A 20001-nucleotide genomic window follows, 5' to 3' on the forward strand; every position below is an offset into this window, starting at 1 on the left:
AGGAACTAGCTCGGCAGCTTGGCGCCGATCTTCCGCTGAACCAGGACAAGTGTCGGGTCATCGGGATCCGTCGTGACGATGAAACCCATGTCACGTTCAAGTTCGATCGCTGCGCGGTTTTCGCGGCTCTCGATCGACTCAATCGACTCGATGCCCTGGTCGTCCGCATAGTGCGCGACATAGCCGAGAAACTCCCAGCCGACGCCGAGATGCTTGCGATCCTCGCGAATGCAGATAGCGACTTCGCCACGGCGGTCGGCCGGATCGCTGGCAAGCGTTGCCACCGCGATCAACATTCCGTCGGTCGAGAAGGCGAGAAAATTATGGATATGCGGATCGTCGGACCGGGTCATCGCCACCAGCCGCTCATGCGAAACTTCCCGCACTGCTCCCAGGAAGCGGAAGCGCAGATCCTCCGGCGTCACATGGGTGAAGAATTCGGCGACGAGTGGCTCGTCATCAGGACGTGCACGGCGCACTTCGAAGCGAAATCCGGTGTGGGTTGTAAGCGTGGCTTTCATTGTCGTGCCCTTTCAGGATCGATGCGCGGGCGATTGGACCCGAATGGCCTCATTCCCCCATCGCCAGCAAGGTGTCCCGCTTGAGGATTTCGATGCTGCGCAGGCTGAGCAGGCGGATCACGCCTTTCTCCTTTAAGCGGGTGAAGACCCGCGAGACGGTTTCGATGGTGAGGCCGAGATAATCGCCGATGTCGTTCCGCGACATAGGCAATTCCACCTGCCTCAACCCACACTGACGCTCCGACATTTCGACCAGGAACGCCGCGACGCGCTCGATGGCGTTCTGACGGCCGAGCACGAGAAGATGTTCCTGCGCACGGGTCAGGCCTTTGAGGGCAAGGGGCAGAAGCTGGCGAGACATGTCCGTGCCCACAGGGGCGCGGAAGATCCGCACGCCGGTTGCGTTGATCGCTTCGGCGAAGAAATGGTGAGTGGCGTCGGCTTCGAAGCCGAAAGTTTCTCCCGCCAGATGGAACGCGCTGATCTGCCTGCGGCCGTCGGCAAGCAAGCGGTAGATACGGACGGCGCCGAACTCGACCTGATAGAGAGCGCCCGCCTTTTCGCCTTGGGCATAGATCTCGGCGCCCGCACGGAAGAAGCTGACCGGCTGCACTGCGGCCCCCTCAAACATGGGCGCAGGGCTCTGATGAGGGAGATATGACGGCAGTTCGATCTTGGCGGAAGCTTGAGCGTACATGACTGTGGTCCCGGTGAATTGTGACAACAGCAATCGCGCAAATCCCGCTATACCGAAATTCGGTTATGTCCCTACGGGAAACTACTTAGAGTGGCGGACGTCTATCCGGACCGGCTGTCCAGTCGATAAGCTAGGCGCTATAGGCGGGATCCGGGAGGTTGCACCCAAAGCTGGAGCCCGCCCCAGTCAGACAGTTTCACGAGTTCTGGAAGCGGGCATTTCGGCATGTCGGAAAGGACCACTACGCAGCGGTCCGCGCGAAGGCTGAAGCGAACTTCGCGGCCCATCAGGCTCACTGGGATGCCGCCGACAGGGAAATAGGGTACTCCGCCGCTATGCGCGCTGAGCAAGAGGCGGCCAACCGAGCGGGGGCCTTGCTCGAAGAATTGTCTGAAACGCCTGCCACTACCCTTGCCGGCGTAGGAGCCAAGCTTGATGCAGTGCTTAAGGAAGGTCAGTCGTCTGAGGACGATGCCGAGTTTCCCTGGCCCCAAATCCGCTCGGCCATCGAGGATATTGTCCGGATTAGCCGGCAGAGAGAGCCGGGTTGAAGGCATCCATGCCGTTTCGCGCCGGTCTGTAACTCCCCAAACATTCGGAAATTTGCTGAGTTCTCCGTGCGCTTCCTCGTGGCGGCTGACACTGAAGATGCGTGTAAACGTTGACACTCCAATGGAGAAAGCCATGTCCCCGACGTCATCAACCCTGTTGCTTCGCAATCTCCACGAGGTGTTCGGTGAGATCGACCCCGCGCGCCGGCGGGCCACGATCGAAGAGATCTTCCACGAAGACGCCGTCTTCTACGAACCGGGCGGCACCTACCGTGGCCACGACGAAATCAACCGCATCGCAGGCGTGATCAAAGCCATGCATCCCGACTTTCAGTATCAACTGATCGCGCCGCCCGAGGAGGTAGGCAATGGCGGCCGGGTTCGGTGGGTGGAGGGTAGCCCGGGCAAGCCGGCTGAGGTGGCCGGAACCGATTTCATAGTCGCCCACGACGGCAAGATCGCCGTTATCTATCTCTTCTTCGACAAGCTCCCGGATTGAACGCTGAGGCGGCAGCATTGCCGTCGGAAGCTAATCCCAATCCGGCGCGAGATGCGGAGGATTAACGATCCGGCTGCCGGGAGCGCCAAGCGCGGAAATCGCTGCCATCTCGTCGTCCGTCAGCAAGAAATCGAAAATCCGCGTGTTGGACCGGATGCGTTCGATATTCTCCGTCCGTGAGAGCGCCACGCCGCGCTCCTGCTGTATCAGCCAGCGCAGGACCACTTGTGCGACGCTTCGTTGGCGGCGGGCGGCAATGGACGCGAGCAAATCTGTCTCGAAGACTCGGCCGACCGCCATGCCGCAATATGCCATGAGGCTGGACCGCTCGGCGGCAAGTTGCGCCAGGACAGCGGATTGATCCAGAAATGGATGATATTCCACCTGGTTGGTGATGAGCAGATGCTTCGACAGCGCCGTGGCTGCGCGAAGCATCTCGCTGTTGTAGTTGCTGACGCCGATATGGCGCACTCTGCCTGATTCCACTGCCCTGTTCAGGCCCTCTATCTGCTCGGCAATAGATGCTCCACCGTGCGGCCAATGCACGAGCAGCAGGTCGATGTAGTCCGTTTGGAGATCCGCCAGGCTCTGATCGACGGATGCCATGAATCGTGAGCCGGAGTAATTGCTGACCCAAACTTTGGTGGTGATGAAAATCTGGGACCGCGCGATCCCCGCCGCGCGGACGGCGGCTCCGACATCCGCCAACGGAGACGACCACCACCGCCGTTGGTTTGGGCACAGCCAATTCCGCTCTCGCAAGATCGAGCATCGTCAAGATCCCGCAATCCGGCCTGAACGGTGTATCGAAGATCATAGAAAACCAGACGACCGCGATCGCGACCCTGTTCGTACAGTCAACCTCGCCGATCAACGCCTTGCGGTTCAGCAACAACACCGGCGGCAACCTGACCGGCGGGTCGATCACCATCTTTGGGCGCTAGCAAAACATCGGAGGAAAACTCGCCGGGCGAGGAACCCCTTTTACCTCAAGCCCGGCGAAAGTACTTCCTGATCCCCCGATCAGGTCCGGTGGGAGGACACCGGCAATCTCTTCCATGCAAGACAGGTGCCAGCATTTTGGTCCCGAAGTGAGACAGGGCACGCGCCGCCGTCTGCCTTGAACAAAAGCCGGCCCGAATCCAGAGCCGCGTTAACCAGTCGGCGCAAACCTTTCAGCGCACCGCTTTCGCTCGTGCTAATCTAATTAATAGGGAGCGGGGTATAGTCAAAATGCCGGTCATCTGTGCTGGCTGCACGAGGCTGATTAGTTCGAAGACGCCAAAATGCCCGCAATGCGGTCATCACGGCGCGTTGCCGGAATCTCAAATTCTCTCTCAGCCGACATTCGGAAGAAGCATTGAGAAGCAACTTCAGTCCCAGCGGATCGAGAGGCTTTTTCTTGCGACGGTTCTCGGTGTCTTCAGCGCCGCAATGTTCACGACGCTGATTTTCGTTTTCCACCATTTCACGGCAGCATTCGTCATCGGCCCGTAGCCTTATCGACGAGGCGTTTCTTTCTCGCCGGCAGCACGTGGCTGGGCGCATCGGCCTTCCAACTACGCCGGCTCAAGCACTCCGATAGAGTGCTTGCGCATCCTCAAGACGACGCCGCAAACAGCGTCATGACGAGAAACGCCATCGCGGCGCTGACCATGAACGACAACACACAGAACGCGCTGGGGACGTAAACAAACGGCTTCCATAGTCAAACCCCTTAACAAAGGCTCTCACAGGGAATTCCGTCCTTGTCGCGGTCGAGCTTCCCGCCCCATGAGCAATTCTGCAGATACCAATTGGCCTCATCGCAGGAGCTGATCTGGGAACAGGTCCGGCGAGGCTCGCAGGAATAGCCGCTCTGCGCGACCTGCCGGCGGCTTATGATGCCAAGCGGCTGGCTTGATGGCGGCGCGTTGTCGGCATGCTCTACGCGCCATTCCCAAGGCGCCTGGAAGGCACCGACCCATATGCCAAGCTTTGCCGCCTCCGCCTGCGCCTGCTGCTCTGCATAGGCGCCGTGGCTGTAGCGGGGCCAGTCGAGCGCTTGACCATGCTCGACCATCCAAGCGGCCACGCTGGCGCCGTCTGCACGCCTGCAGTCGCCAACGAAGCGATGATAGCGGTCCCAGGTCACGAACGTGCACTGTACCGGCCTCGATGCAGCCAGGAACGCATCCAGCGCTTCGGCCGATCGCCGGCCGCAGGGGTATTCGAAGCCCTTGGCGTCGTCGCAATATTGCTTGCTCTCCGGGGCGTCGATGCCGTTGAAGCGGATGCGCTGGCCGTGGATCTCGATCGTGTCGCCGTCGACCACCGATGCGACGCCAGCGATCGACGCCGGCTTCGGGCCTAGCAGGTTTGACAGGTTGAATTCTGGCAAGCTGTCGTTGTGCTGGAAGGCGGTCTGCGCGGCCAAAGCCCCGGCTGCGGCTGCCGTCACCAGGATTAGGCGCAGCGGCACGCTTGCCCAGCGCTGCGCGCGTGAGCGCCTTGCGCCGATGCGCTTTCGCCATTGATCAGAGCGGTTGTCGTAACGCGACCTGTTCAAGCCCCTCTCTCCCCGAGGGGAGAATGCGCCCAAAACCGCGGGAAAGTCTACAAGCCCATTCTGGCACACCCAAGCTCTTCGTCTTAGGCATCCATTTCCAGCGGCTCGTGCTCGGGCTGCTTGTGCCAGGCGACTTGCCGCAGATCCCGCTTGTCGACGCGCTGACCGCACACCTTGCAGGTGTAGAAATGGTCGCTCTCGTCGGCCGGTTCGCCGCCGACGCGCTTGCCAGGTCGGCTAAGTGGCGGGATATCAGAAAGTCTCGTCATAACCCTTCTCACATACAATTTTGCTAAAATGCCCGGAACCGTATGACCTCACACGGCTTGAATCGCGGTTGGGGTATTGTGCATGCGTAACGCCTCAGAGCGTTTGAAGTTCATCCGGCCGCTTGAGCCTACGCTCGTCGAGAAGTCTCCCGAGGGCGACGGATGGATCCACGAGGTAAAATTCGACGGCTACCGCTCGCAGATCGTCATCGATGCCGACGGAGTCCGCATCTTCACCCGGCGAGGCCTCGACTGGACGGCCAAGTATCGCGACCTCGCGAAGGCAGCCGGCGAGCTGCAGGCCGACGCGGCTATCATCGATGGCGAGATCATCGTCCCGAATGAGGCCGGAGTTTCAGACTTCGGCGAGTTGCGCAAGGCCATCACTCGGCGTCAACACGACCTCTACTTCGTCGCCTTCGATCTCCTGCACCTCAACGGCCACGACTTGCGCGACATGCCACTGGAGGACCGCCGCGAGGTGCTGCAGGCGATGATCCCTGCCGGTCAGCGAATCCAGTTCAGCGAGGCTCTGCCAGGCACGGGAGCGGCCGTTTTCCATCTGGTCGAGCAGGCAGGGCTAGAAGGTGTCATCTCGAAGCGGAAGGACAGCAAATATCGCTCCGGACCGTCGACCAACTGGCTAAAGGCCAAGTGCTATTCGATCGACGAGTACGAGCTGCTAGGCGTCGAGCGGGAGGCTGGCAAGCCGGCCTTCGCGCTCATGGCAGAGCGAGGCACAGGGCGCTATGTCGGCAGCGCCTTCATCACCTTGAACCGCGAGATGCGCGAGCGGCTCTGGCAGCGCGTCCAGGAGCACGCAGGTACGGCGCCGAAGGGCATGAAGCGGCCGGCGACACAATGGGTCAAGCCGGGGCTCATCGGCCGGGTGAAGCATCTGCGCGGCGAGGAAGACCTACGCCATGCCTCGTTGCAGGATTTTCGAGAGGAGCAAATTCACCCAAGAGAGCAAGAGATGTGACAGAAGAGGCCATGGCTGCCGCTTTGGCAGCCAAGAACGAAGAGGCGCAGATCCTAGGTATTGTTGATACTACCACTGGATCGGATGCCAAGATCGAATCCTGCCGCTTAGGGGAGGCCATCCAGTTTGTGGCAAACGCTTCGATCCTGGGTTACGATGTCCGAGCCGCGATGGTTTTCTATGGCACGGAATTGCATAGCCTTCGGCGCAGAGATTGTGAGCAGTTGTGGTCGAAGTATGGAGAGACCCTACTTCGACCATAGATGGGCATAGCGCCGGGTTGTCAGATCGGCTTGTCGACGAGTGGCCTCTTCCTCGCCGGTGGCTTGTAGGCTGTCACGAGCCTGAGCGTATCAATCCTTTACCAAATCATGAATTAGTGAGTGGACCTTTCTCGCAGACGCGAGATTATGAGCCACTATGCCTCGGTTCTTCTTTGAAATTTCCGATACCGGAGACGTGTACCACGATTCGCACGGGATCATGCTTCACGGCGCTGAGGCGACCAAGGAACGGGCATTCGAAATGGTTCGCAAACTACCGGCGGGGCCTCCTCCCACTGGATACCGCGATCTGGCGTGCACAGTCCGCGACATCACCGGCAGTCGGCTCATGGAGGTCAGAATTGAATTTGGGACACCGCAAGAGGTTGAAAAGCCCCAGCGCTGAGGGGGATCAGCACCGGGGCCTTTAGGCACGTACGCTTACCAGCATGTCCGCTTATCAGCTTGCGCTAATATCGTGAACGAAGGGTGAATTCAGGACTTGCCAGACGCAAGCCGTCCGACAGGCTCGGCCTGCGGCTTGGTCAAGCGGAACCTAATATGCGCTTCTCGCTTATGGCAGGATGAGCACGCGCGGCATCAATTTCTTCGACAAATGGATGGCAGAGCATCTGCCGAATGCGATGACCGACGACCCGGCGGCCGTGAGCGATCTTGCCGACGAAATGCTGAAGGCTGCGGGGCGCGAAGGCATTGCTGCCAGCGAGATCAACGAGGAGGTCAGCGTCTTCGAGGCGATCTTTGAGGCAATGCAGCACCGGGAGGGCAACTTGCCTGAAGGCGATGAAGTCGTTTTGGATCTGCTAGCTGGACGACTGGCAAGGGAGGCTGGCATCTCGGAAGAGCAGGCCGGCGAGCTGATCCAGCGCATCGGCACCGACTGGGAGTCACTTCTCAACGAAGCTCATTTCCTGAAAGAGCTTGAAGGCAAACGGGGGCAGGAATAAATCCCTCAACGGTGCGGCGACCCATCTCACAACGAGGATCGCCATGACGACGAAGTTTCCTTTCACAGAGGACACTCTCGGTAAGAAGCTCGAGGCCGGTACTGGACTGTCGGTCGACTGCCTCACCTGTCGGCGGAAAGCTGTCCTGGACGTCGCCGAACTGGTCAAACGATTCGGGCCTGATCAGCCATGCTTGCATTGGGACTTGTTGAAGATCCTCTATTGCCACGAGTGCCGCGGCGCCGGCCGAGACGATCGGAACAGTTTACGAACCATGCGGTGACGCCCGAGAAGCGCGGGCGGCCGAATGCATGACAAAAGCTGCTAGTCCAGTCAGCGCGCCAAAAAGCATCCTTGACGGATGGTATCCTCGTAGCATTTGTCGGAAAATCCGGGATGACGCTGGCGGAGCTTGTCGACGATCTCCGGATGGCTAGGTCTATGCGCGAGTGCATCCTCGCCGGCTTGGTAGGCGTCATGAAAAAGTGCGCGCACCCGGCGACGTGCGTCATCGATTTCAATCTCTGAAAAGCGATCTCTCAGGACACGCAAGTCAATTGGAAGCGGCCGGAGTGGACCGAACTGTCGATGAGAGCTGTTATAAGAAATAATTGCAAACGCTGCATCTAGCAGCTTGGCGTTTCGCGCTTCTGTCACAACCCCGGCTCGGGCAGCAGTGCGAAGTTGTTCGATCTCTTCTTCATCGATCATCGGATTTTGCCCACTTGCACCCCTTATTCCCAATGTGAGAATGCTTCTATTCGACGATCGAGTCTATACATCAGAGATCGCCAAACTTGAGAGTGGGCCGATGCGCGATGACGAGCTTACTGAGCGTCCCGGCAAGGGCTGGACGCCATGGGAGCCAGGCCAGGGCGAGAGCGACATCGATCGCGTCTGGTGGGCGGCGCGGGTGCTCCATTTCGCCAAGCTCTCGTGCTGGTTCGATGGATCCGAGCTCGTCGCCATCGCCCACTGGGGCTACCGCGGCGAGAAGTGGTGCATGAAACTGAAGCCGGCCGACTGGCAACCATTGCCCGAGGTCTACCGGGTGGAACGCGAGCGCGAGCGGGAAGAAATCATTGAGCGGCATCGCATTACCGCCCGGCAGCGGATGCTTGCCACCCTCGAACGCACAGGCAGGCGCCAGAGCGCGCCGGATCCTTGCTAATTCTCGGCGTGGCTGAAGACGACAGCGCCGTCGTCCTTGCGAACTTCAACGGACACGATCCCGTCGTCGCCCTTTCGGGTCGGGAACATGGAGGTCGCGTAGTCCTTTGCGGTCCTCTCGGCGTCGAAAGTCTGCTTGTCGACGATGCCCTGTCTTCCGTACCAGATGACAGTGTAGGCCAACGGTTACTCCCGTGTTTTGCGATAGCATAGCACTCAGCCCCCCGCGCGACCTACTGCTTAATGGCCGCAGGGAAGCGCCAGGGGGCGCAAGGCGCTTCGGCAGTGCCCGCGGTGGCAATTGACGCTGACAGCGATCTCGGCGAGGCAACCGACAAGCACGTCGCAGGTGGCGGATATATCTTTTAGCCGACGGAACGTTTGTATCCGCCCGGTGTTATCACCACGATCCCCGCATAGGGATTATAAAGGGCCATGTCCCCTCTTGGTCCGAGTTGGAGTCCGCTGTCTCCCGGATGCGTTCAGATGCGCAACTTTTGCGCTTTGGAGCCGTCGACAGCGGACCCGACGCATCCAGTGATCGCCGGCGCATCGTCTTTGCGGACTTCCGTACGGGACAGCGGCCGGCGGAAACCCCTTCTGACCACGCCCGCCAATTCCTGCCGCCGGCACGCTGGCGCGGTGACACGGGGCAGGTGGCTGGCATCCGCTGCGCTCGCTGCAACGTCGCGCGCTACTACAAGCCGATCGAGTTGTGATCGGTCGCTGCCAGCAGTGCAAGAGCCGCGAGTGGATGGTTGCGGAACTGTTCCACCCGACGGGAGAGCAGGCACACAAGATCCGTTTCCGGCGCCTTGTCGAAATCCGGTGGGAGCGTCGAGTTATTTGGCGGGATGAGGAGTAGGAAGCCTACCACGGGAGCGGCCCGGCGGACCTCGGGGGGAGGCCATGGATCGGCCGGGCCTAACCGGCGGGGACATAGAGAAAAACTCGGTACCGGCTGATGGAAATATACGCTCCTGCTAATGCAGGGTGAACACATCCATTATAAGCGGGACGCCATCCATAAAGACGAAAGCGAGAGTAGCCGGTTAGCGCACCAGGCAGCTATGTTTGGGCTCCTGTAGTTAGATTGCCAAGCAACAGCACGGCGATATAACCTGTCGCGGGGGCAATTAGAAACATCCAGCAAGGGAGGATGAAATGACATTCAAGCTTTGCATGCTGGTCGTCGCCATCACCGCGCTGTGTCTCGGACCAGCCAATGCCCAGTCGGCCAAAGACGCCATTGAAGCCAGCAATGCCGAGTACATGAAATCGCTCAACAGCAAGGATGCCGCGGGCGTGGCGTCGCACTATGCTGAGGACGCGGTCATATTCCCACCGGATATGAAGCGAGTCGACGGGCGGGAGAACATTCAAAAGTTTTGGCAGGGCGCGATTGAGTACGGCGTTTCCGACCTCAAGCTCACAACGGTTGAGGTGGAAGAGAGCGGAGATTTCGCATTTGAATCAGGCGCTTTCTCGTTCAAGATGCCGGGCAAAGACTCCAAACCCGTGGACGGCACCGGCAAGTCTATAGTGGTCTGGAAGAAGGCACAGGACGGCAACTGGCAGATCTATCGCGATATCTGGAACTCCGATCCCGCGAAATAAAGGCATTGCCCCCGTACTAGGGCGCGGCACCCTGTCGCGCCGCGGATGTACCGGCCGGCGGCCATGGAATGGGGCATCATTCCCAAGCTGAAATGCGCCAAATGCGGCGGCAAGCGCGTCGGGCTGATTTACACGCTCGACACCAGCCCGAACGGCCTAAAGGCCAGGCCAGGGGCGGATGAATGGCCAAAGATCGAGCCGCTGATGGACTATCAGGTGTTGCTGCTCTACGACCCATTCAGTCACCTCAAACAGTAAACACCATCCAGAGTTGTACAAACCCAATCAAGACGATGAGACCTACCGTCAGCGCGGCGAACAAATCTGTCGGGACCTCGGCGACGTACTTCGCGTGGTGGGTTGCCAGTTTCGCCTCGTTATAGTCTTGGTTGAGTGCCTTGATCTCCTGGAGAGTTGACCCTCCTGCGAGAGCGCCAAAACAGGATATGTTAAAAACTGACAAGGCTAGCGCCAGCTTTGCTGAAGCTGGCGCTGTGTGAGCGAAGCTGAATATCAGAAATAGGTTCACGACCGTGACCGCGAATGTTATGCCCATTACCGCCATATAGTGGCCAAGTCGAGCATTCGTCAGTGCGACTTGCTGATCTCTGGTGAGGTTTTCTTGGTCGGCAGTTGCAATCATACCAAACGTCCTCCGATCAACCGCCAGCATCCGGTCGATCGTACTCCTATTGTTACGACCTGGCGACTTATCTTTTCCGCAGCCTCACCCCAGCGCGCCGCCGCCATTCTCCGGGATGAACTCGACGCCGGCGGATTCCCGCTTAGGTCCATTCAGCTTCTGCTTTTTTGCGGACCCTTGCACCGGATGCACGACCACTTGATGGTCACAGGTTCTCCCAACCAGCATAAAGACGCAACCGACCTGGAACGCGATCGCACCGAGTCAGAGGAGGATCCAGTACCCCGATGTGTCGCCAGCGTATTCAAGCAGGGCGTTTCGCATCACGCCATTGTAGCCTATGGCGCTGGCGATCGGCCCACCCAAGAACATCAGGACGCCGGCGCTGCCGATGCTAGTGAAATTTTGCTGGCTCTGGATTTCGATCTTCGTGGCCATCACGGGACCGTCCTCTCGATCGTCACTTTCTTCCCGCGAGAGAGAGCCACAAGCAGCCCTAGAATGATGTCACCGAATAGCCAAATCCAGAGCAATACGCCGACGGCGATAGTTCCGCCGACAGCAGTCCCGGCTTGGTAGGCGGCATCGGTCGACGACTGGAATTGTTCGCTCGAAAGCTTGATCGTCATGAACATCCACAGGCCCATAGGGACGTTGAAGGCCAAGAACATCCACCAAAACAGCATCCCGAAGAAACTGCGCTCGCGTTTCTCGATGCGCTCTATGTGCGGCATAGTGTAATCCCCCCTGTTTATTTCTCTCCTCACAATTGCGCAAACTAGGCGTGCACGCTAACGGGCCCCGGAAGGGCGCGCTTGACGATGCGGGCGGTGTAGGACAGCGGCCGGCTAGGACGCGCGCCAGCGGGGCTTCCTTATTTCGGGATTTCGAAATCCACATCGACGAGCTGAAGCTTGCCGATAAAATCCTTCGCTACAGTCGCCGTGATGGTCATCTTGCATGTGTCGGAAGGGAGCAACGCCGCACAGTTGCGCAGGATGAAGCGCATATCGTTCATGTCCTGCCATGGCTCATGAAGGGTGACATACTGCTTGTCGAGGACGCCTGTCGCAACCTCCGGCGTCGCACCATAGATCGTAATATCGTGGATGCGAAATCGCTGCCCAATCTCCGATTGCCAGTCGACCAGGAAATCCACCGGATCAATCGGCTTATCTTGTGCGAAGGCGCTCGTGGCAACGAGCGCAAGTAACAGTCCCATGTATCGCATGTTGCTGAAGGCCTCCCAAGCCGCTGTCAGCATCGCGCAATAGTTGCGTACAGGCAAGCTATGCCTTCCGCAGCCTCACCCCGGCGCCGCCGCCGTTTTCGGGGATGAACTCGACGCCGGCCCCTTCAAGGCCAAGCGGACGTCGCCGGTTCTTCACTCAGCCTTCAGTACCTGGTGTCTGGTCAGCCAATCACGAATGATCAATCGGACGGCTTCAGGTCGTGAAACATCATGCTCGGCAACAAATTGATCGACGCCCGCGAGCATGTTCGGTTGAAGGCGGACCATGATCGGCACACCCTTTCCAGTTGGCGCCGGTCCCCGCCGTTTCTTTGATATCACGGTTTCTTGCTTTGGCATAAAAACTCTGATATCAGAATTCCCGTTCTTGCGGAAGCGCTAGGACCTCACACAAAACCCGAATTGGAGAAGATCCGATGCCGAACACCTATGTTCGGGCAGCCGCCGAAGGCATGCCCGCTGCCAAGCCCACCGCCTTCATCGGCCGTTTTTCCCGCCGCGCCCTGCTCGGCTCAATCGCCTCTGTTCCGGCCATGCGAGGCGCAGCAAGCGCGCTTGCCTCGTCCGCCACTTCACAACCCGCGGATGCTTCGCCCGTGCTGTCGGCCGCCGAGACGCCAGACGAGCGCGCCGTTCGCCTTGCGAGCGAACTGTCGGAGGCAATGAACGGCTTCATGACACTGCCCGGCGACAAGCCGCAATGGGTCGCGCACGTCACCACCTGCGGCCGCATCTGCTACAATCGCAAGAAGATCAACCTCAGCCTCGTCTTCGCCGGCCAGACCGTCGGCATCAAACAGGTCGAGGACCACATCTGGCTGGCCAGCTTCATGGACTATGATCTGGGATATTTCGACGATGAGACATGCAGGCTCGAACCACTCCAAAACCCCTTCGGGCCAAAAGTGTTACCCATGTCTCCGGTATGAACCGTAACCTATGTGTCCAGAATGGACCATGAAGTGATGGTGCCCAGAGGCGGAATCCAAGTAGGGAAAATCTGACTTTGTTTTCAATCGCCTGGGCATGGAGCAACAGCAGCGCGGACCAACAAAAATACCAACAAAATATTTCTGTGGATTGGTTCGGTTCCCGAACATTGCCTATCGGTCCGACGGCGCCGTATCTTAGATGCAGTCGAGCATCGCAGCTACTTATCACCGATCTCGTCGACAATCGGATCACACGTATTTGCCAACGCGATGGCGCAAGTTGGCCAGAGTCGAGCTCTGCGGGCAAAATCCTGAACGACTGCTTTGCGCCTAATGTCGGACGTACAGTGCGGCCTTGCCACCGCCCAACACCAGACCTCGCCAGAGAACACTTTTGCGCTACGAGGGAACGCCACACGTCGTCTGGCGCTTCAACCGTTCTCTGACTCGAGAACTGCAGCCGCCTCCATGGCGCGCAATTTCTCGGCGACCGACTCCAATCGGCTCGATCGGTCGTCCTGCCAAACCCTCTCTGACCAAAGCAGCAATCGACCGGCATCGATCACCAGTCTGACAGCATCGTGTGCGATGGCATCTAGGTGATGCGCCAGGTTCACTGGCAAGGACATACGACCATCCGGATCTAAAGTCAGCCGTAGGTATCGATCCATAGCGATCAGGGCGAGCCCTGCACGGTCCACCTCGTCCTCCTCGAACAGCAATCTATCGAGGCCCCGCATGATCGCGTCGCCCACCGGGTCCCAAGGCACGAGTTCCGCATGGCCACCGGGTTCGATCCTGGCTAGCAGGCCCACGGGACGGTCTGTCCGGGACCAATTTAATCGCCTCCTGACCGCCGCCGGTAGCTGCAAGCGAGACTTACTCGTTAGCGCGACAACCTCCGTCCACGTCGACGCGGTCAACGAGGCGACTGGGTTCCAAGTGGGCGGTCTTCCAGACTTCATGGGCCGAAATGGGAATAAGTCGGGCGAAACACACTAACAGGATACCCACACGTTTTCCACAGGGTTTCCTCAAAGGTAAGGCCAAGATATTGGCGTAGCTTCGCTTGCGAAGCCGCGTGCTAAATGGCACATTGGGATCAATTGGGATAATGTCTACGGAAAATCGATGTCGCTCGCCGCCAAGCACCACTCTGCGCTTGACGATATGCAGGACCTGATCTGCTGGACACGCATGCAATCCGAAGCGGGCCAGGGCCTTGCAGACATCGTCGCGCGCAAAGAGATGGAGCGCCGGGCCGGCAATGGCGTGTTCCTCTGGGGTGTGGGAAATGCTCCCGCCGTCAGCACGTCCGCCTATGCCCGCCTTCGAGTGCCGGTGAAGGTCGTCTTCTCAATCATGAAAGGTCGCCCACGAGTGGCCGATGTGGCTCCGAGCAGCTTGCTGGTCTGGCGCCGCTACCTCGACATGTACGGCGTCGAGCGCGAACTCCCGCCCCAGGCACTGGTCACTAGCCGCGGCGTAACGGAGGGCGGTGAGAAGAAGCGGCACTACGCCCTGATGTGCCGCAGCGCCACGCCATTGCGCATTGAGCATGGCGTCGGCTTCGATCCCACGGCCTATCGCAACGTCGGCGGCAACGCCGGCCCTGTGGGGGCCTCGCAGGTGACCGCGCTCTTGCAACGCGTTGCCCCAGCGACCTCTGGCGACTACGAGGCCAATTTGACAGCCGAGCTAACCTGTAGCTACTGGGTCAGGTTGACCGATCCCGTCGCACTGTGGACCGGAGAAATCGCCAGGGTCGAGCAGTCAGCCCGCGTCGCCACGACCAATGAGTGGATCCGGATGGTCGCCGACCTGCGAAGAGGAGCCTGCGAGATCGAACGCCAGGCGTTGCAACAGAGCTTTATCTGAGGGAGGCGCGATCGACTTTGGCGGAGAATTCCTCCACTAGGCTTCGGAAGGAATTGCGCCGGTCGGGGTTGAGCTCCGCTGCGATCGATGCTGCTTGGCCGACCTGGTGGAATGACGATCTTTCCGAGAGTCCGTCTGCCCATGCCGAGCTTCGCTTTGCGCTGGCCCGCAAGCTCGGCCTGGCTCCAAAGCCACTGCTGGGCGAGCGCGTAGAATTCGTCTGGATGGATAAGGCTCGATTCAAGCATCTCGGCGCCGAGACCGAAGCGGACCAGATGGTGCTCAGTTCCTTTGCGATGTCCGTAGGTCGGCTGTTGACCCGGACGGTCCCGGCGGGAAAGGGCTTCCAGGGTATCGCTGCCGAGGAGCTCCGGAGTTCGATCCTCAAGTCGTCCCAATACGTCGACCTCCGTACCCTATTAGGTGCGTGTTGGGCGCTTAGCGTGCCGGCGGTGCATCTTCGAGTTTTTCCCCTAGCGGTGAAGGCCATGCATGCGATGGTGATCGCCGAAGGGGACATTGGCGCAATCATGCTTGGACGGGATGCGAGCTACCCGGCGCCATTGGCCTTCACACTCGCGCACGAGATCGGCCACCTTGCGCTTGGGCATGTACGACCCGGCAATGCGCTGGTCGACGTCGAGGACCCAGCTCTGGCCAAAGACCGTGATGAGGAGGAGCAGGAGGCAGATGCATACGCTCTGACGCTTCTCACAGGTTCTCCCAAGCCGGAGATCACTACCGAATTCAAGAAGTACAATGCGCCCACCTTGGCCGCTGCGGTCGTCAGGGCAGGTCCGCAGCACCGTATCGAGCCGGGCACACTAGCGCTCTGTGTCGGACACCTGCAGCGCAACTGGCCGATAGTCATGTCTGCGCTGAGTTTCATCTACCCGCAGCCTGTGGCGGTCTGGAAGGCGGTCAACGCATTGGCTCGCACCCAAATCGACTGGAGCGCCCTGATGGAAGACGACAGGGACTTCGTGTACGCGCTTCTCAATCTCGACGATGTCTGACGGGTTCTATCTCGACAACGACGTGGTCCTGAAGACTTGCTCTTATGGGGCCGGCGCAGAGCTAGTCGAGTTGAGTACCACTGGGAATCTCGCCCCCGCGATTCTAGCGCTGGCCCGCTTCACGCTTAGGTCAAGGGTCGAGCGGTCTAGGGTTCTGGTCGACGCCCAAAACGCCTCGGCGCAGCTTGATGCGATACTCGCCCAGCTCCGGTTTCTGGAACCGACACCCGAAGAGGTCGAGATTGCTGCGGATTTCGAGGCGGCGGCAACAAAAGCCAACCTCTCTTTCGATGCGGGCGAGAGCCAGCTGGTGGCCATGCTTATGGCCCGCGGTGGGGTAGCGTTGGTCAGCGGGGACAAGCGAGCAGCGAAGGCGATGAGCGTGGTCGTGCCCGAGTTGGAGAGGCGACTAGTCTGCCTGGAACAAGTTTTGCACTCGATCATCGCCCGGTTTGGCCTCGAACCGTTGCGTTCATCCGTGTGCCGCGAGAAGTCATCGGACCGTGCGGTGACCAATTGCTTTCAGTGCTCGTCGCAGCAGGTCGAGGCACCGTCGGTCCTACAGGCTCTTGAGAGCTACTTGAGATCGCTCCGGTCGGAAACGGGCCGGCTGCTGGTCAAGAGCGCCGGCATGTCAAGTGCGGAAGTTGCGTAAGAAGACAGCGTAGGGTGCGCGTAGCGTTGCCACCAAGCTGATCTTGCGCTCTTTGGGTTCCTGATCGTTCAGCAACACAGGCGCGTCGAGGATCTCGAGGCAGGCCTTATCCACTTTCCCCGCGATGTACTTGCTTCCAATCCTGCCGGTACTCGGGCCGACGGGGACCCGGGTCTGGTCAAGCGGCAGAGTCATGTCGACTTGCTTGAGGTCTTCAATCACCAGGGCGAACCTTGAGCCACGCACCCGGATCTTAGGCGGGATCTCCATCCAATTTACATTGTTGGGAGAGTACTCTGCGGCCTCGAGAGGTTCGGCAAAATGGTTGGATTGCATCTGCTCCATCACTAGATGGATGGGTGTTCCCTTGGCCTCGAAGGCGCCAGCGAACGGCTGCACCATAGAGCTGGGATGACAGGTATTGCCGCCATACCCCCACATAGCGTAGCCGGCATCATCGATCTCCTTCGCCTTGCGCGCGATGATGTCGTCCAGCCCCTCGTTGGCATGGGTGCCGACCTTCATGAAGAGGACGCCGGACCCGGGTCTGAAGATATCATTCATGGCTTCTCTCCATTCAGGTATTCCACGTAGTATTCCTCGTCGGGTGCCTTCCCGTAGTCGGGTTTTTTCCTCTCCCGTATGTATCGAACCTTCGGCGGCTGCGCCATGCCGTAGAAGTTGGCGAGCCGCTCAGCGACGATGGGCTGGCTAGGCACCGAGGGAGCGGGGTTTTCGGGCAGTGAAGTGACGAACAAATTGCATGACCGGAGGTCGGGGTCGTCGTCTAGGTGATACTGGTGCAGCTTGCGCTGCATACGGGAAACGAAGAACCCTTGCCGGTTTGCGTGGCGCTGGACGTTGGCGAGCACGATTTTCGGCCAGTCTCTATCGTCGTCATCGGCAATGACGATCATGCCCTCGCCTGTGCCCCTGATCGCCTCGATACCGCGATCAACGAAAACGTTGACGCTTTCCCCTTGGTTGGAAGCACCCCAAGGCGGATTCGTGTAGAAGCAGTCGAACTGCGTTGTGTCCGGGAACGGATCTAGGACGTTGTAGAGTTGTGCGTCCAAATGCTCGATGCGCTCCTTGTCGGCGAAGCGCTTCACCGACTGTACCGTCCGCTCGTCGAAATCGAAGACTGTGATCCGGGTGGGACCGAAATCGAGGACCTCGCGGGTCCTGAGATAAGCGGTGCACACGCTGATAGCGTCGCCATCGCCGATAAATGCGAGGCGCTTGCCATCGGCCCAATCCGCGACGATCTCGCTTTGCATAACCATGTCCCCAACCTTCATGTGGATCTGGTCAAAGTCGCGGATCGGTCGCGGGCGGTTCTGAACGACATCCGAAACTGCGTTGACCGCCTCCTGCAAGTCCACCTGCCTGCGCATGTAATCCCCCTTCGCGTGCGGCTATTTTATCTATCGCTTCTGCACTCGTTCTGGTGCCTCGTATGGTCAGGCCGGGCCGCTGGTGAGTATCTTCGCCTTCTTAGTCCCGTTCCCGGGCTGCGGTTATCTGAGAAACACGGCATAAGGCCGATGCAGTTCGGCGACGTACTGGATCAAAATGGTCTCGACGTCGCCTTTCTCGAGGCGCTGGTCGGACGGATCCTCTACACGCAGGACGGCCTTGTCGACAGGCCCGCCGATCTCGTCGATGTAGCGTGCGCCGAGCCGGCCGCGGCTTGGCCCGACCGCCACCCGTGCGCTTGTGAGCGGCAGTTCGAAGCGCTCCGCGCGCAACCCCGTGATCACGAAGGCGTAGCGCGAGCCGGTCACTCTGATGCCTTTGGGCAGCGGCCGGAAGTTCACGCCATCGATCGACCATTCGCGCGCCTCGCTCGCCTCGGCCCAATAGGTCTCCTTTTCGGGCGCGACCGTTTCGAGGCAAAGCCGGACGACATTGCCCGCCGCTGCGACGCCCTCGGCATAGGGCTGCACGATCGCGCGGGGATGGCAGTTTTGGCCGCCGTAGCCCCAGAAGGCCTGACCGGCATCTTCGATCTCCTTACGCTTGCGCGCGACAATCTCCTCGATCGTCTCGCCGGCGTGGGTACCGACCCGCATGAACACGAGGCCTGCGCCTTGCTCGAGCACCGTCAACGCAACTTCTCCCACATATCGAGTTCGTAATCCTCCTCGACCGCCCGGTCGCGACCCGGCCGAGCGCGATCTAGAACGTAGCGGACCCGGGGCTCCTTCGAGCGCCCATAGAAATTGGAGAGTTGCGCCTCCTCGATCGTGTCTTGGTCGTGCGCGCGGGCCATGCCGGGCACCGAACCCACGACCAGATTGCACGAGCGCAAGTGCTCGGCTTCAGGAAGATGGTAGCCGTGGAGCCGGGGTTCCATAGAGGCGACGTAGAAGCCGCGACCGATGGCGTAGGCCTGGACCTTCTGCAGGACCTTGCGAGGCCATTCGAGTTCGGGGTCGTCTGCGATCACTACCATGCCTTCGCCAACGTAGTTGATAGCCTCGATGCCGCGGCGCGCGAAGACGACTACACTGCTGCCATCGTTGCTCTCGCCCCAAGGCGGGTTGGTGTAGAACTTTTCAAACGCGCCCTTTTCGGGAAACGGCTTTAGGCAGTTGTACAAGGACGCCTCGATGTTGGGGAGCCGGGTCTTGTTCGCAAGGCGGCGAACTGAGTTGACGATGCGCTCGTCGAAATCGAACACCTTGATGCGCGCGGGGCCGGGCGTGACGATGCCGAGCTTGCAGAGCATGGCGACCGACAGGGCAATGCCGTCGCCGTCACCGATGAAGGCAAGTGACGAGCCGCTCGCCCATTCGGCTACGCGCACGGCTTGGCGAACCATGTCGCCGGCTCGCATGTAGATCTGGTCGAAGGCGCGAATAGGCGCCGGGCGGTTCATCACCACCTCGGAAATCGCGTTCATCGCGTCAACCCATTGATCGTCGTTCACGTCGGCCGGTCTCCTAAAGCCAAACAATCGCTCGTTCGAAAAACACCGCATGGCTGACACAGCCCGCGAACGGTGCTATGGGCGTCCAGCGCGGCCAAAAGGCCGCGCGGGACGCGGCTCCTATAACAAGAGCCAGCGCGTCGGAGCTGACGGTGGCAGCCGCCAGTCCTCGACGCCGACGGGGATTGTCATCCCGGGCGCTCCAGTCTGCGGGATCAGTCGCTCCCGCTGCGTGATATTCCGTTCAAATTACCCGGCCGGGCCCACCCCGGTCGGACCGGCAGCGGTAGCTGCCGGTCTATGTGTTGTATCTTGATCATCATCAAGATACAAGCGTGAATGTATCTGGCTAGGTGGCACGGATTCGATGGGCAAGAAGCGAAACAATGCTCTGGCGAACGCCACGCGGCGGGTCGTGGAACTGCGCGCTGCGATCGCGGCGGCGGAGGCTTCGATCGCCACACTGAAGGAGCAAATCCGCGTCGACGCCGTTGAGCTTCGGCGGGCTGAGAAATTCGTCGCGACTTGGCAAGAGATGGCGGACGGCGGCACCGTTTCGGCCGCGCGGCCGAAAAACCCGGACCGGCGCGAGGTTGCCGATCGCG

Annotated in this window: 31 protein-coding genes and 1 pseudogene; 14 read left to right on the forward strand and 18 right to left on the reverse strand. The window is 59.8% G+C overall.

Annotated elements, in window-relative coordinates; genetic code table 11:
• Nucleotides 1-5: 5 nt before the first annotated feature.
• From AU465_RS16180 to AU465_RS36575, 3 genes are all read right to left on the reverse strand, one after another.
• Nucleotides 6-521 carry a GNAT family N-acetyltransferase gene (locus AU465_RS16180; RefSeq protein WP_192249468.1) on the reverse strand — a complete coding sequence of 172 codons (516 nt, stop codon included), beginning with the start codon at nt 519-521 and terminating at the stop codon, nt 6-8.
• A 49-nt stretch (nt 522-570) separates the two neighbouring features.
• Entirely contained in the window at nt 571-1218 is a 648-nt protein-coding gene (locus AU465_RS16185) for a helix-turn-helix domain-containing protein (protein WP_192249471.1), read from the reverse strand.
• Nucleotides 1219-1355: 137 nt separating this feature from the next.
• Nucleotides 1356-1904: a hypothetical protein gene (locus tag AU465_RS36575; protein WP_246506159.1), complete on the reverse strand. Its 549-nt coding sequence runs from the start codon at nt 1902-1904 to the stop codon at nt 1356-1358.
• Here AU465_RS36575 and AU465_RS16195 point away from each other — a divergent pair.
• On the forward strand, nt 1903-2268 hold the full coding sequence (locus AU465_RS16195) for a nuclear transport factor 2 family protein (protein ID WP_192249474.1): 366 nt from the start codon (nt 1903-1905) through the stop codon (nt 2266-2268). The genes AU465_RS36575 and AU465_RS16195 overlap by 2 nt on opposite strands.
• 30 nt (nt 2269-2298) lie before the next feature.
• On the opposite strand, the gene AU465_RS16200 is transcribed toward AU465_RS16195, so the two are convergent.
• Nucleotides 2299-2976 (reverse strand): aldo/keto reductase, encoded by a 678-nt coding sequence (locus AU465_RS16200; protein ID WP_210325126.1) that lies wholly within the window; start codon nt 2974-2976, stop codon nt 2299-2301.
• Nucleotides 2977-3501: 525 nt separating this feature from the next.
• On the opposite strand from AU465_RS16200, the gene AU465_RS16205 reads away from it, so the two are divergent.
• The gene (locus AU465_RS16205; RefSeq protein ID WP_192249476.1) at nt 3502-3765 is read left to right on the forward strand and encodes a hypothetical protein; all 264 of its coding nucleotides are present in this window, start codon (nt 3502-3504) and stop codon (nt 3763-3765) included.
• A gap of 220 nt (nt 3766-3985) precedes the next feature.
• On the opposite strand, the gene AU465_RS16210 is transcribed toward AU465_RS16205, so the two are convergent.
• Nucleotides 3986-4816 carry a thermonuclease family protein gene (locus AU465_RS16210; RefSeq protein ID WP_192249479.1) on the reverse strand — a complete coding sequence of 277 codons (831 nt, stop codon included), beginning with the start codon at nt 4814-4816 and terminating at the stop codon, nt 3986-3988.
• Between the two features lie 83 nt (nt 4817-4899).
• On the reverse strand, nt 4900-5085 hold the full coding sequence (locus tag AU465_RS16215) for a hypothetical protein (RefSeq protein ID WP_192249483.1): 186 nt from the start codon (nt 5083-5085) through the stop codon (nt 4900-4902).
• Between the two features lie 82 nt (nt 5086-5167).
• On the opposite strand from AU465_RS16215, the gene AU465_RS16220 reads away from it, so the two are divergent.
• The 3 genes from AU465_RS16220 to AU465_RS16225 all read left to right on the forward strand — a co-directional run bounded on the left by AU465_RS16220 (nt 5168) and on the right by AU465_RS16225 (nt 7298).
• Entirely contained in the window at nt 5168-6067 is a 900-nt protein-coding gene (locus AU465_RS16220) for an ATP-dependent DNA ligase (protein WP_192249486.1), read from the forward strand.
• Nucleotides 6068-6487: 420 nt separating this feature from the next.
• Nucleotides 6488-6736 (forward strand): DUF6894 family protein, encoded by a 249-nt coding sequence (locus AU465_RS37830; RefSeq protein ID WP_376774861.1) that lies wholly within the window; start codon nt 6488-6490, stop codon nt 6734-6736.
• Nucleotides 6737-6914: 178 nt separating this feature from the next.
• On the forward strand, nt 6915-7298 hold the full coding sequence (locus AU465_RS16225) for a DUF768 domain-containing protein (RefSeq protein WP_192249489.1): 384 nt from the start codon (nt 6915-6917) through the stop codon (nt 7296-7298).
• Between the two features lie 333 nt (nt 7299-7631).
• Here the strand turns inward: AU465_RS16225 and AU465_RS16230 are convergent, their stop codons facing one another.
• A complete protein-coding gene (locus AU465_RS16230; RefSeq protein ID WP_192249492.1) occupies nt 7632-8009 on the reverse strand; it encodes a hypothetical protein in 378 nt (125 codons plus the stop codon).
• Between the two features lie 100 nt (nt 8010-8109).
• Between AU465_RS16230 and AU465_RS16235 the strand changes: the two genes are divergently transcribed.
• Complete coding sequence (locus AU465_RS16235; protein ID WP_192249495.1) at nt 8110-8469, forward strand: hypothetical protein; 360 nt, start codon at nt 8110-8112, stop codon at nt 8467-8469.
• Here the strand turns inward: AU465_RS16235 and AU465_RS16240 are convergent.
• Nucleotides 8466-8651 carry a hypothetical protein gene (locus tag AU465_RS16240; RefSeq protein ID WP_192249498.1) on the reverse strand — a complete coding sequence of 62 codons (186 nt, stop codon included), beginning with the start codon at nt 8649-8651 and terminating at the stop codon, nt 8466-8468. The genes AU465_RS16235 and AU465_RS16240 overlap by 4 nt on opposite strands.
• Nucleotides 8652-8944: 293 nt before the next feature.
• On the opposite strand from AU465_RS16240, the gene AU465_RS36580 reads away from it, so the two are divergent.
• From AU465_RS36580 to AU465_RS16255, 3 genes are all read left to right on the forward strand, one after another.
• Complete coding sequence (locus tag AU465_RS36580; protein ID WP_246506162.1) at nt 8945-9187, forward strand: hypothetical protein; 243 nt, start codon at nt 8945-8947, stop codon at nt 9185-9187.
• Nucleotides 9188-9632: 445 nt separating this feature from the next.
• Nucleotides 9633-10085 carry a YybH family protein gene (locus AU465_RS16250; protein ID WP_192249501.1) on the forward strand — a complete coding sequence of 151 codons (453 nt, stop codon included), beginning with the start codon at nt 9633-9635 and terminating at the stop codon, nt 10083-10085.
• A 45-nt stretch (nt 10086-10130) separates the two neighbouring features.
• Nucleotides 10131-10343: a hypothetical protein gene (locus tag AU465_RS16255; RefSeq protein ID WP_192249504.1), complete on the forward strand. Its 213-nt coding sequence runs from the start codon at nt 10131-10133 to the stop codon at nt 10341-10343.
• Here AU465_RS16255 and AU465_RS16260 read toward each other — a convergent pair.
• The 5 genes from AU465_RS16260 to AU465_RS37455 form a co-directional block, all read right to left on the reverse strand.
• Nucleotides 10333-10728: a hypothetical protein gene (locus AU465_RS16260; protein ID WP_192249507.1), complete on the reverse strand. Its 396-nt coding sequence runs from the start codon at nt 10726-10728 to the stop codon at nt 10333-10335. The genes AU465_RS16255 and AU465_RS16260 overlap by 11 nt on opposite strands.
• A gap of 264 nt (nt 10729-10992) precedes the next feature.
• Nucleotides 10993-11166 carry a hypothetical protein gene (locus AU465_RS16265; RefSeq protein WP_192249510.1) on the reverse strand — a complete coding sequence of 58 codons (174 nt, stop codon included), beginning with the start codon at nt 11164-11166 and terminating at the stop codon, nt 10993-10995.
• The gene (locus AU465_RS16270; RefSeq protein ID WP_192249513.1) at nt 11166-11462 is read right to left on the reverse strand and encodes a hypothetical protein; all 297 of its coding nucleotides are present in this window, start codon (nt 11460-11462) and stop codon (nt 11166-11168) included. The genes AU465_RS16265 and AU465_RS16270 overlap by 1 nt, the downstream gene beginning before the upstream one ends.
• Nucleotides 11463-11602: 140 nt before the next feature.
• Nucleotides 11603-12016, reverse strand: a complete 414-nt coding sequence (locus tag AU465_RS16275; RefSeq protein WP_192249516.1) for a hypothetical protein — start codon at nt 12014-12016, stop codon at nt 11603-11605.
• A gap of 96 nt (nt 12017-12112) precedes the next feature.
• Nucleotides 12113-12319 (reverse strand): ribbon-helix-helix domain-containing protein, encoded by a 207-nt coding sequence (locus AU465_RS37455; protein WP_192249518.1) that lies wholly within the window; start codon nt 12317-12319, stop codon nt 12113-12115.
• A 374-nt stretch (nt 12320-12693) separates the two neighbouring features.
• Here AU465_RS37455 and AU465_RS37460 point away from each other — a divergent pair.
• A pseudogene (locus AU465_RS37460) lies at nt 12694-12909 on the forward strand (IS481 family transposase); the annotation flags it as partial.
• Nucleotides 12910-13343: 434 nt separating this feature from the next.
• On the opposite strand, the gene AU465_RS16290 reads toward AU465_RS37460, so the two are convergent.
• On the reverse strand, nt 13344-13727 hold the full coding sequence (locus AU465_RS16290) for a hypothetical protein (protein ID WP_192249521.1): 384 nt from the start codon (nt 13725-13727) through the stop codon (nt 13344-13346).
• A gap of 316 nt (nt 13728-14043) precedes the next feature.
• Between AU465_RS16290 and AU465_RS16295 the strand changes: the two genes are divergently transcribed.
• The 3 genes from AU465_RS16295 (at nt 14044) to AU465_RS16305 (ending at nt 16461) form a co-directional block, all read left to right on the forward strand.
• Nucleotides 14044-14790, forward strand: a complete 747-nt coding sequence (locus tag AU465_RS16295) for a hypothetical protein (protein ID WP_192249524.1) — start codon at nt 14044-14046, stop codon at nt 14788-14790.
• Nucleotides 14791-14858: 68 nt separating this feature from the next.
• Complete coding sequence (locus tag AU465_RS16300) at nt 14859-15806, forward strand: ImmA/IrrE family metallo-endopeptidase (protein ID WP_246506167.1); 948 nt, start codon at nt 14859-14861, stop codon at nt 15804-15806.
• A complete protein-coding gene (locus tag AU465_RS16305; protein WP_192249527.1) occupies nt 15799-16461 on the forward strand; it encodes a hypothetical protein in 663 nt (220 codons plus the stop codon). Before AU465_RS16300 ends, AU465_RS16305 begins: the two co-directional genes overlap by 8 nt.
• Here the strand turns inward: AU465_RS16305 and AU465_RS16310 are convergent.
• The 4 genes from AU465_RS16310 to AU465_RS16325 all read right to left on the reverse strand — a co-directional run bounded on the left by AU465_RS16310 (nt 16441) and on the right by AU465_RS16325 (nt 19396).
• Nucleotides 16441-17025: a hypothetical protein gene (locus AU465_RS16310; protein ID WP_192249530.1), complete on the reverse strand. Its 585-nt coding sequence runs from the start codon at nt 17023-17025 to the stop codon at nt 16441-16443. The two genes, AU465_RS16305 and AU465_RS16310, sit on opposite strands and share 21 nt — an antisense overlap.
• Nucleotides 17022-17858 carry a bis-aminopropyl spermidine synthase family protein gene (locus tag AU465_RS16315; protein WP_192249533.1) on the reverse strand — a complete coding sequence of 279 codons (837 nt, stop codon included), beginning with the start codon at nt 17856-17858 and terminating at the stop codon, nt 17022-17024. Before AU465_RS16315 ends, AU465_RS16310 begins: the two co-directional genes overlap by 4 nt.
• A 123-nt stretch (nt 17859-17981) precedes the next feature.
• Nucleotides 17982-18572, reverse strand: coding sequence for a hypothetical protein (locus AU465_RS16320; RefSeq protein ID WP_192249536.1), 591 nt, complete (start codon nt 18570-18572; stop codon nt 17982-17984).
• Nucleotides 18569-19396: a bis-aminopropyl spermidine synthase family protein gene (locus AU465_RS16325; protein WP_312891268.1), complete on the reverse strand. Its 828-nt coding sequence runs from the start codon at nt 19394-19396 to the stop codon at nt 18569-18571. The genes AU465_RS16320 and AU465_RS16325 overlap by 4 nt, the downstream gene beginning before the upstream one ends.
• A gap of 367 nt (nt 19397-19763) precedes the next feature.
• On the opposite strand from AU465_RS16325, the gene AU465_RS16330 reads away from it, so the two are divergent.
• A partial coding sequence (locus AU465_RS16330; RefSeq protein ID WP_192249539.1) for a hypothetical protein occupies nt 19764-20001 on the forward strand: 238 nt, incomplete at its 3' end.

The sequence above is a fragment of the Mesorhizobium silamurunense genome (genome assembly GCF_014843905.1).
GTDB classification, from domain to species: domain Bacteria; phylum Pseudomonadota; class Alphaproteobacteria; order Rhizobiales; family Rhizobiaceae; genus Mesorhizobium; species Mesorhizobium silamurunense.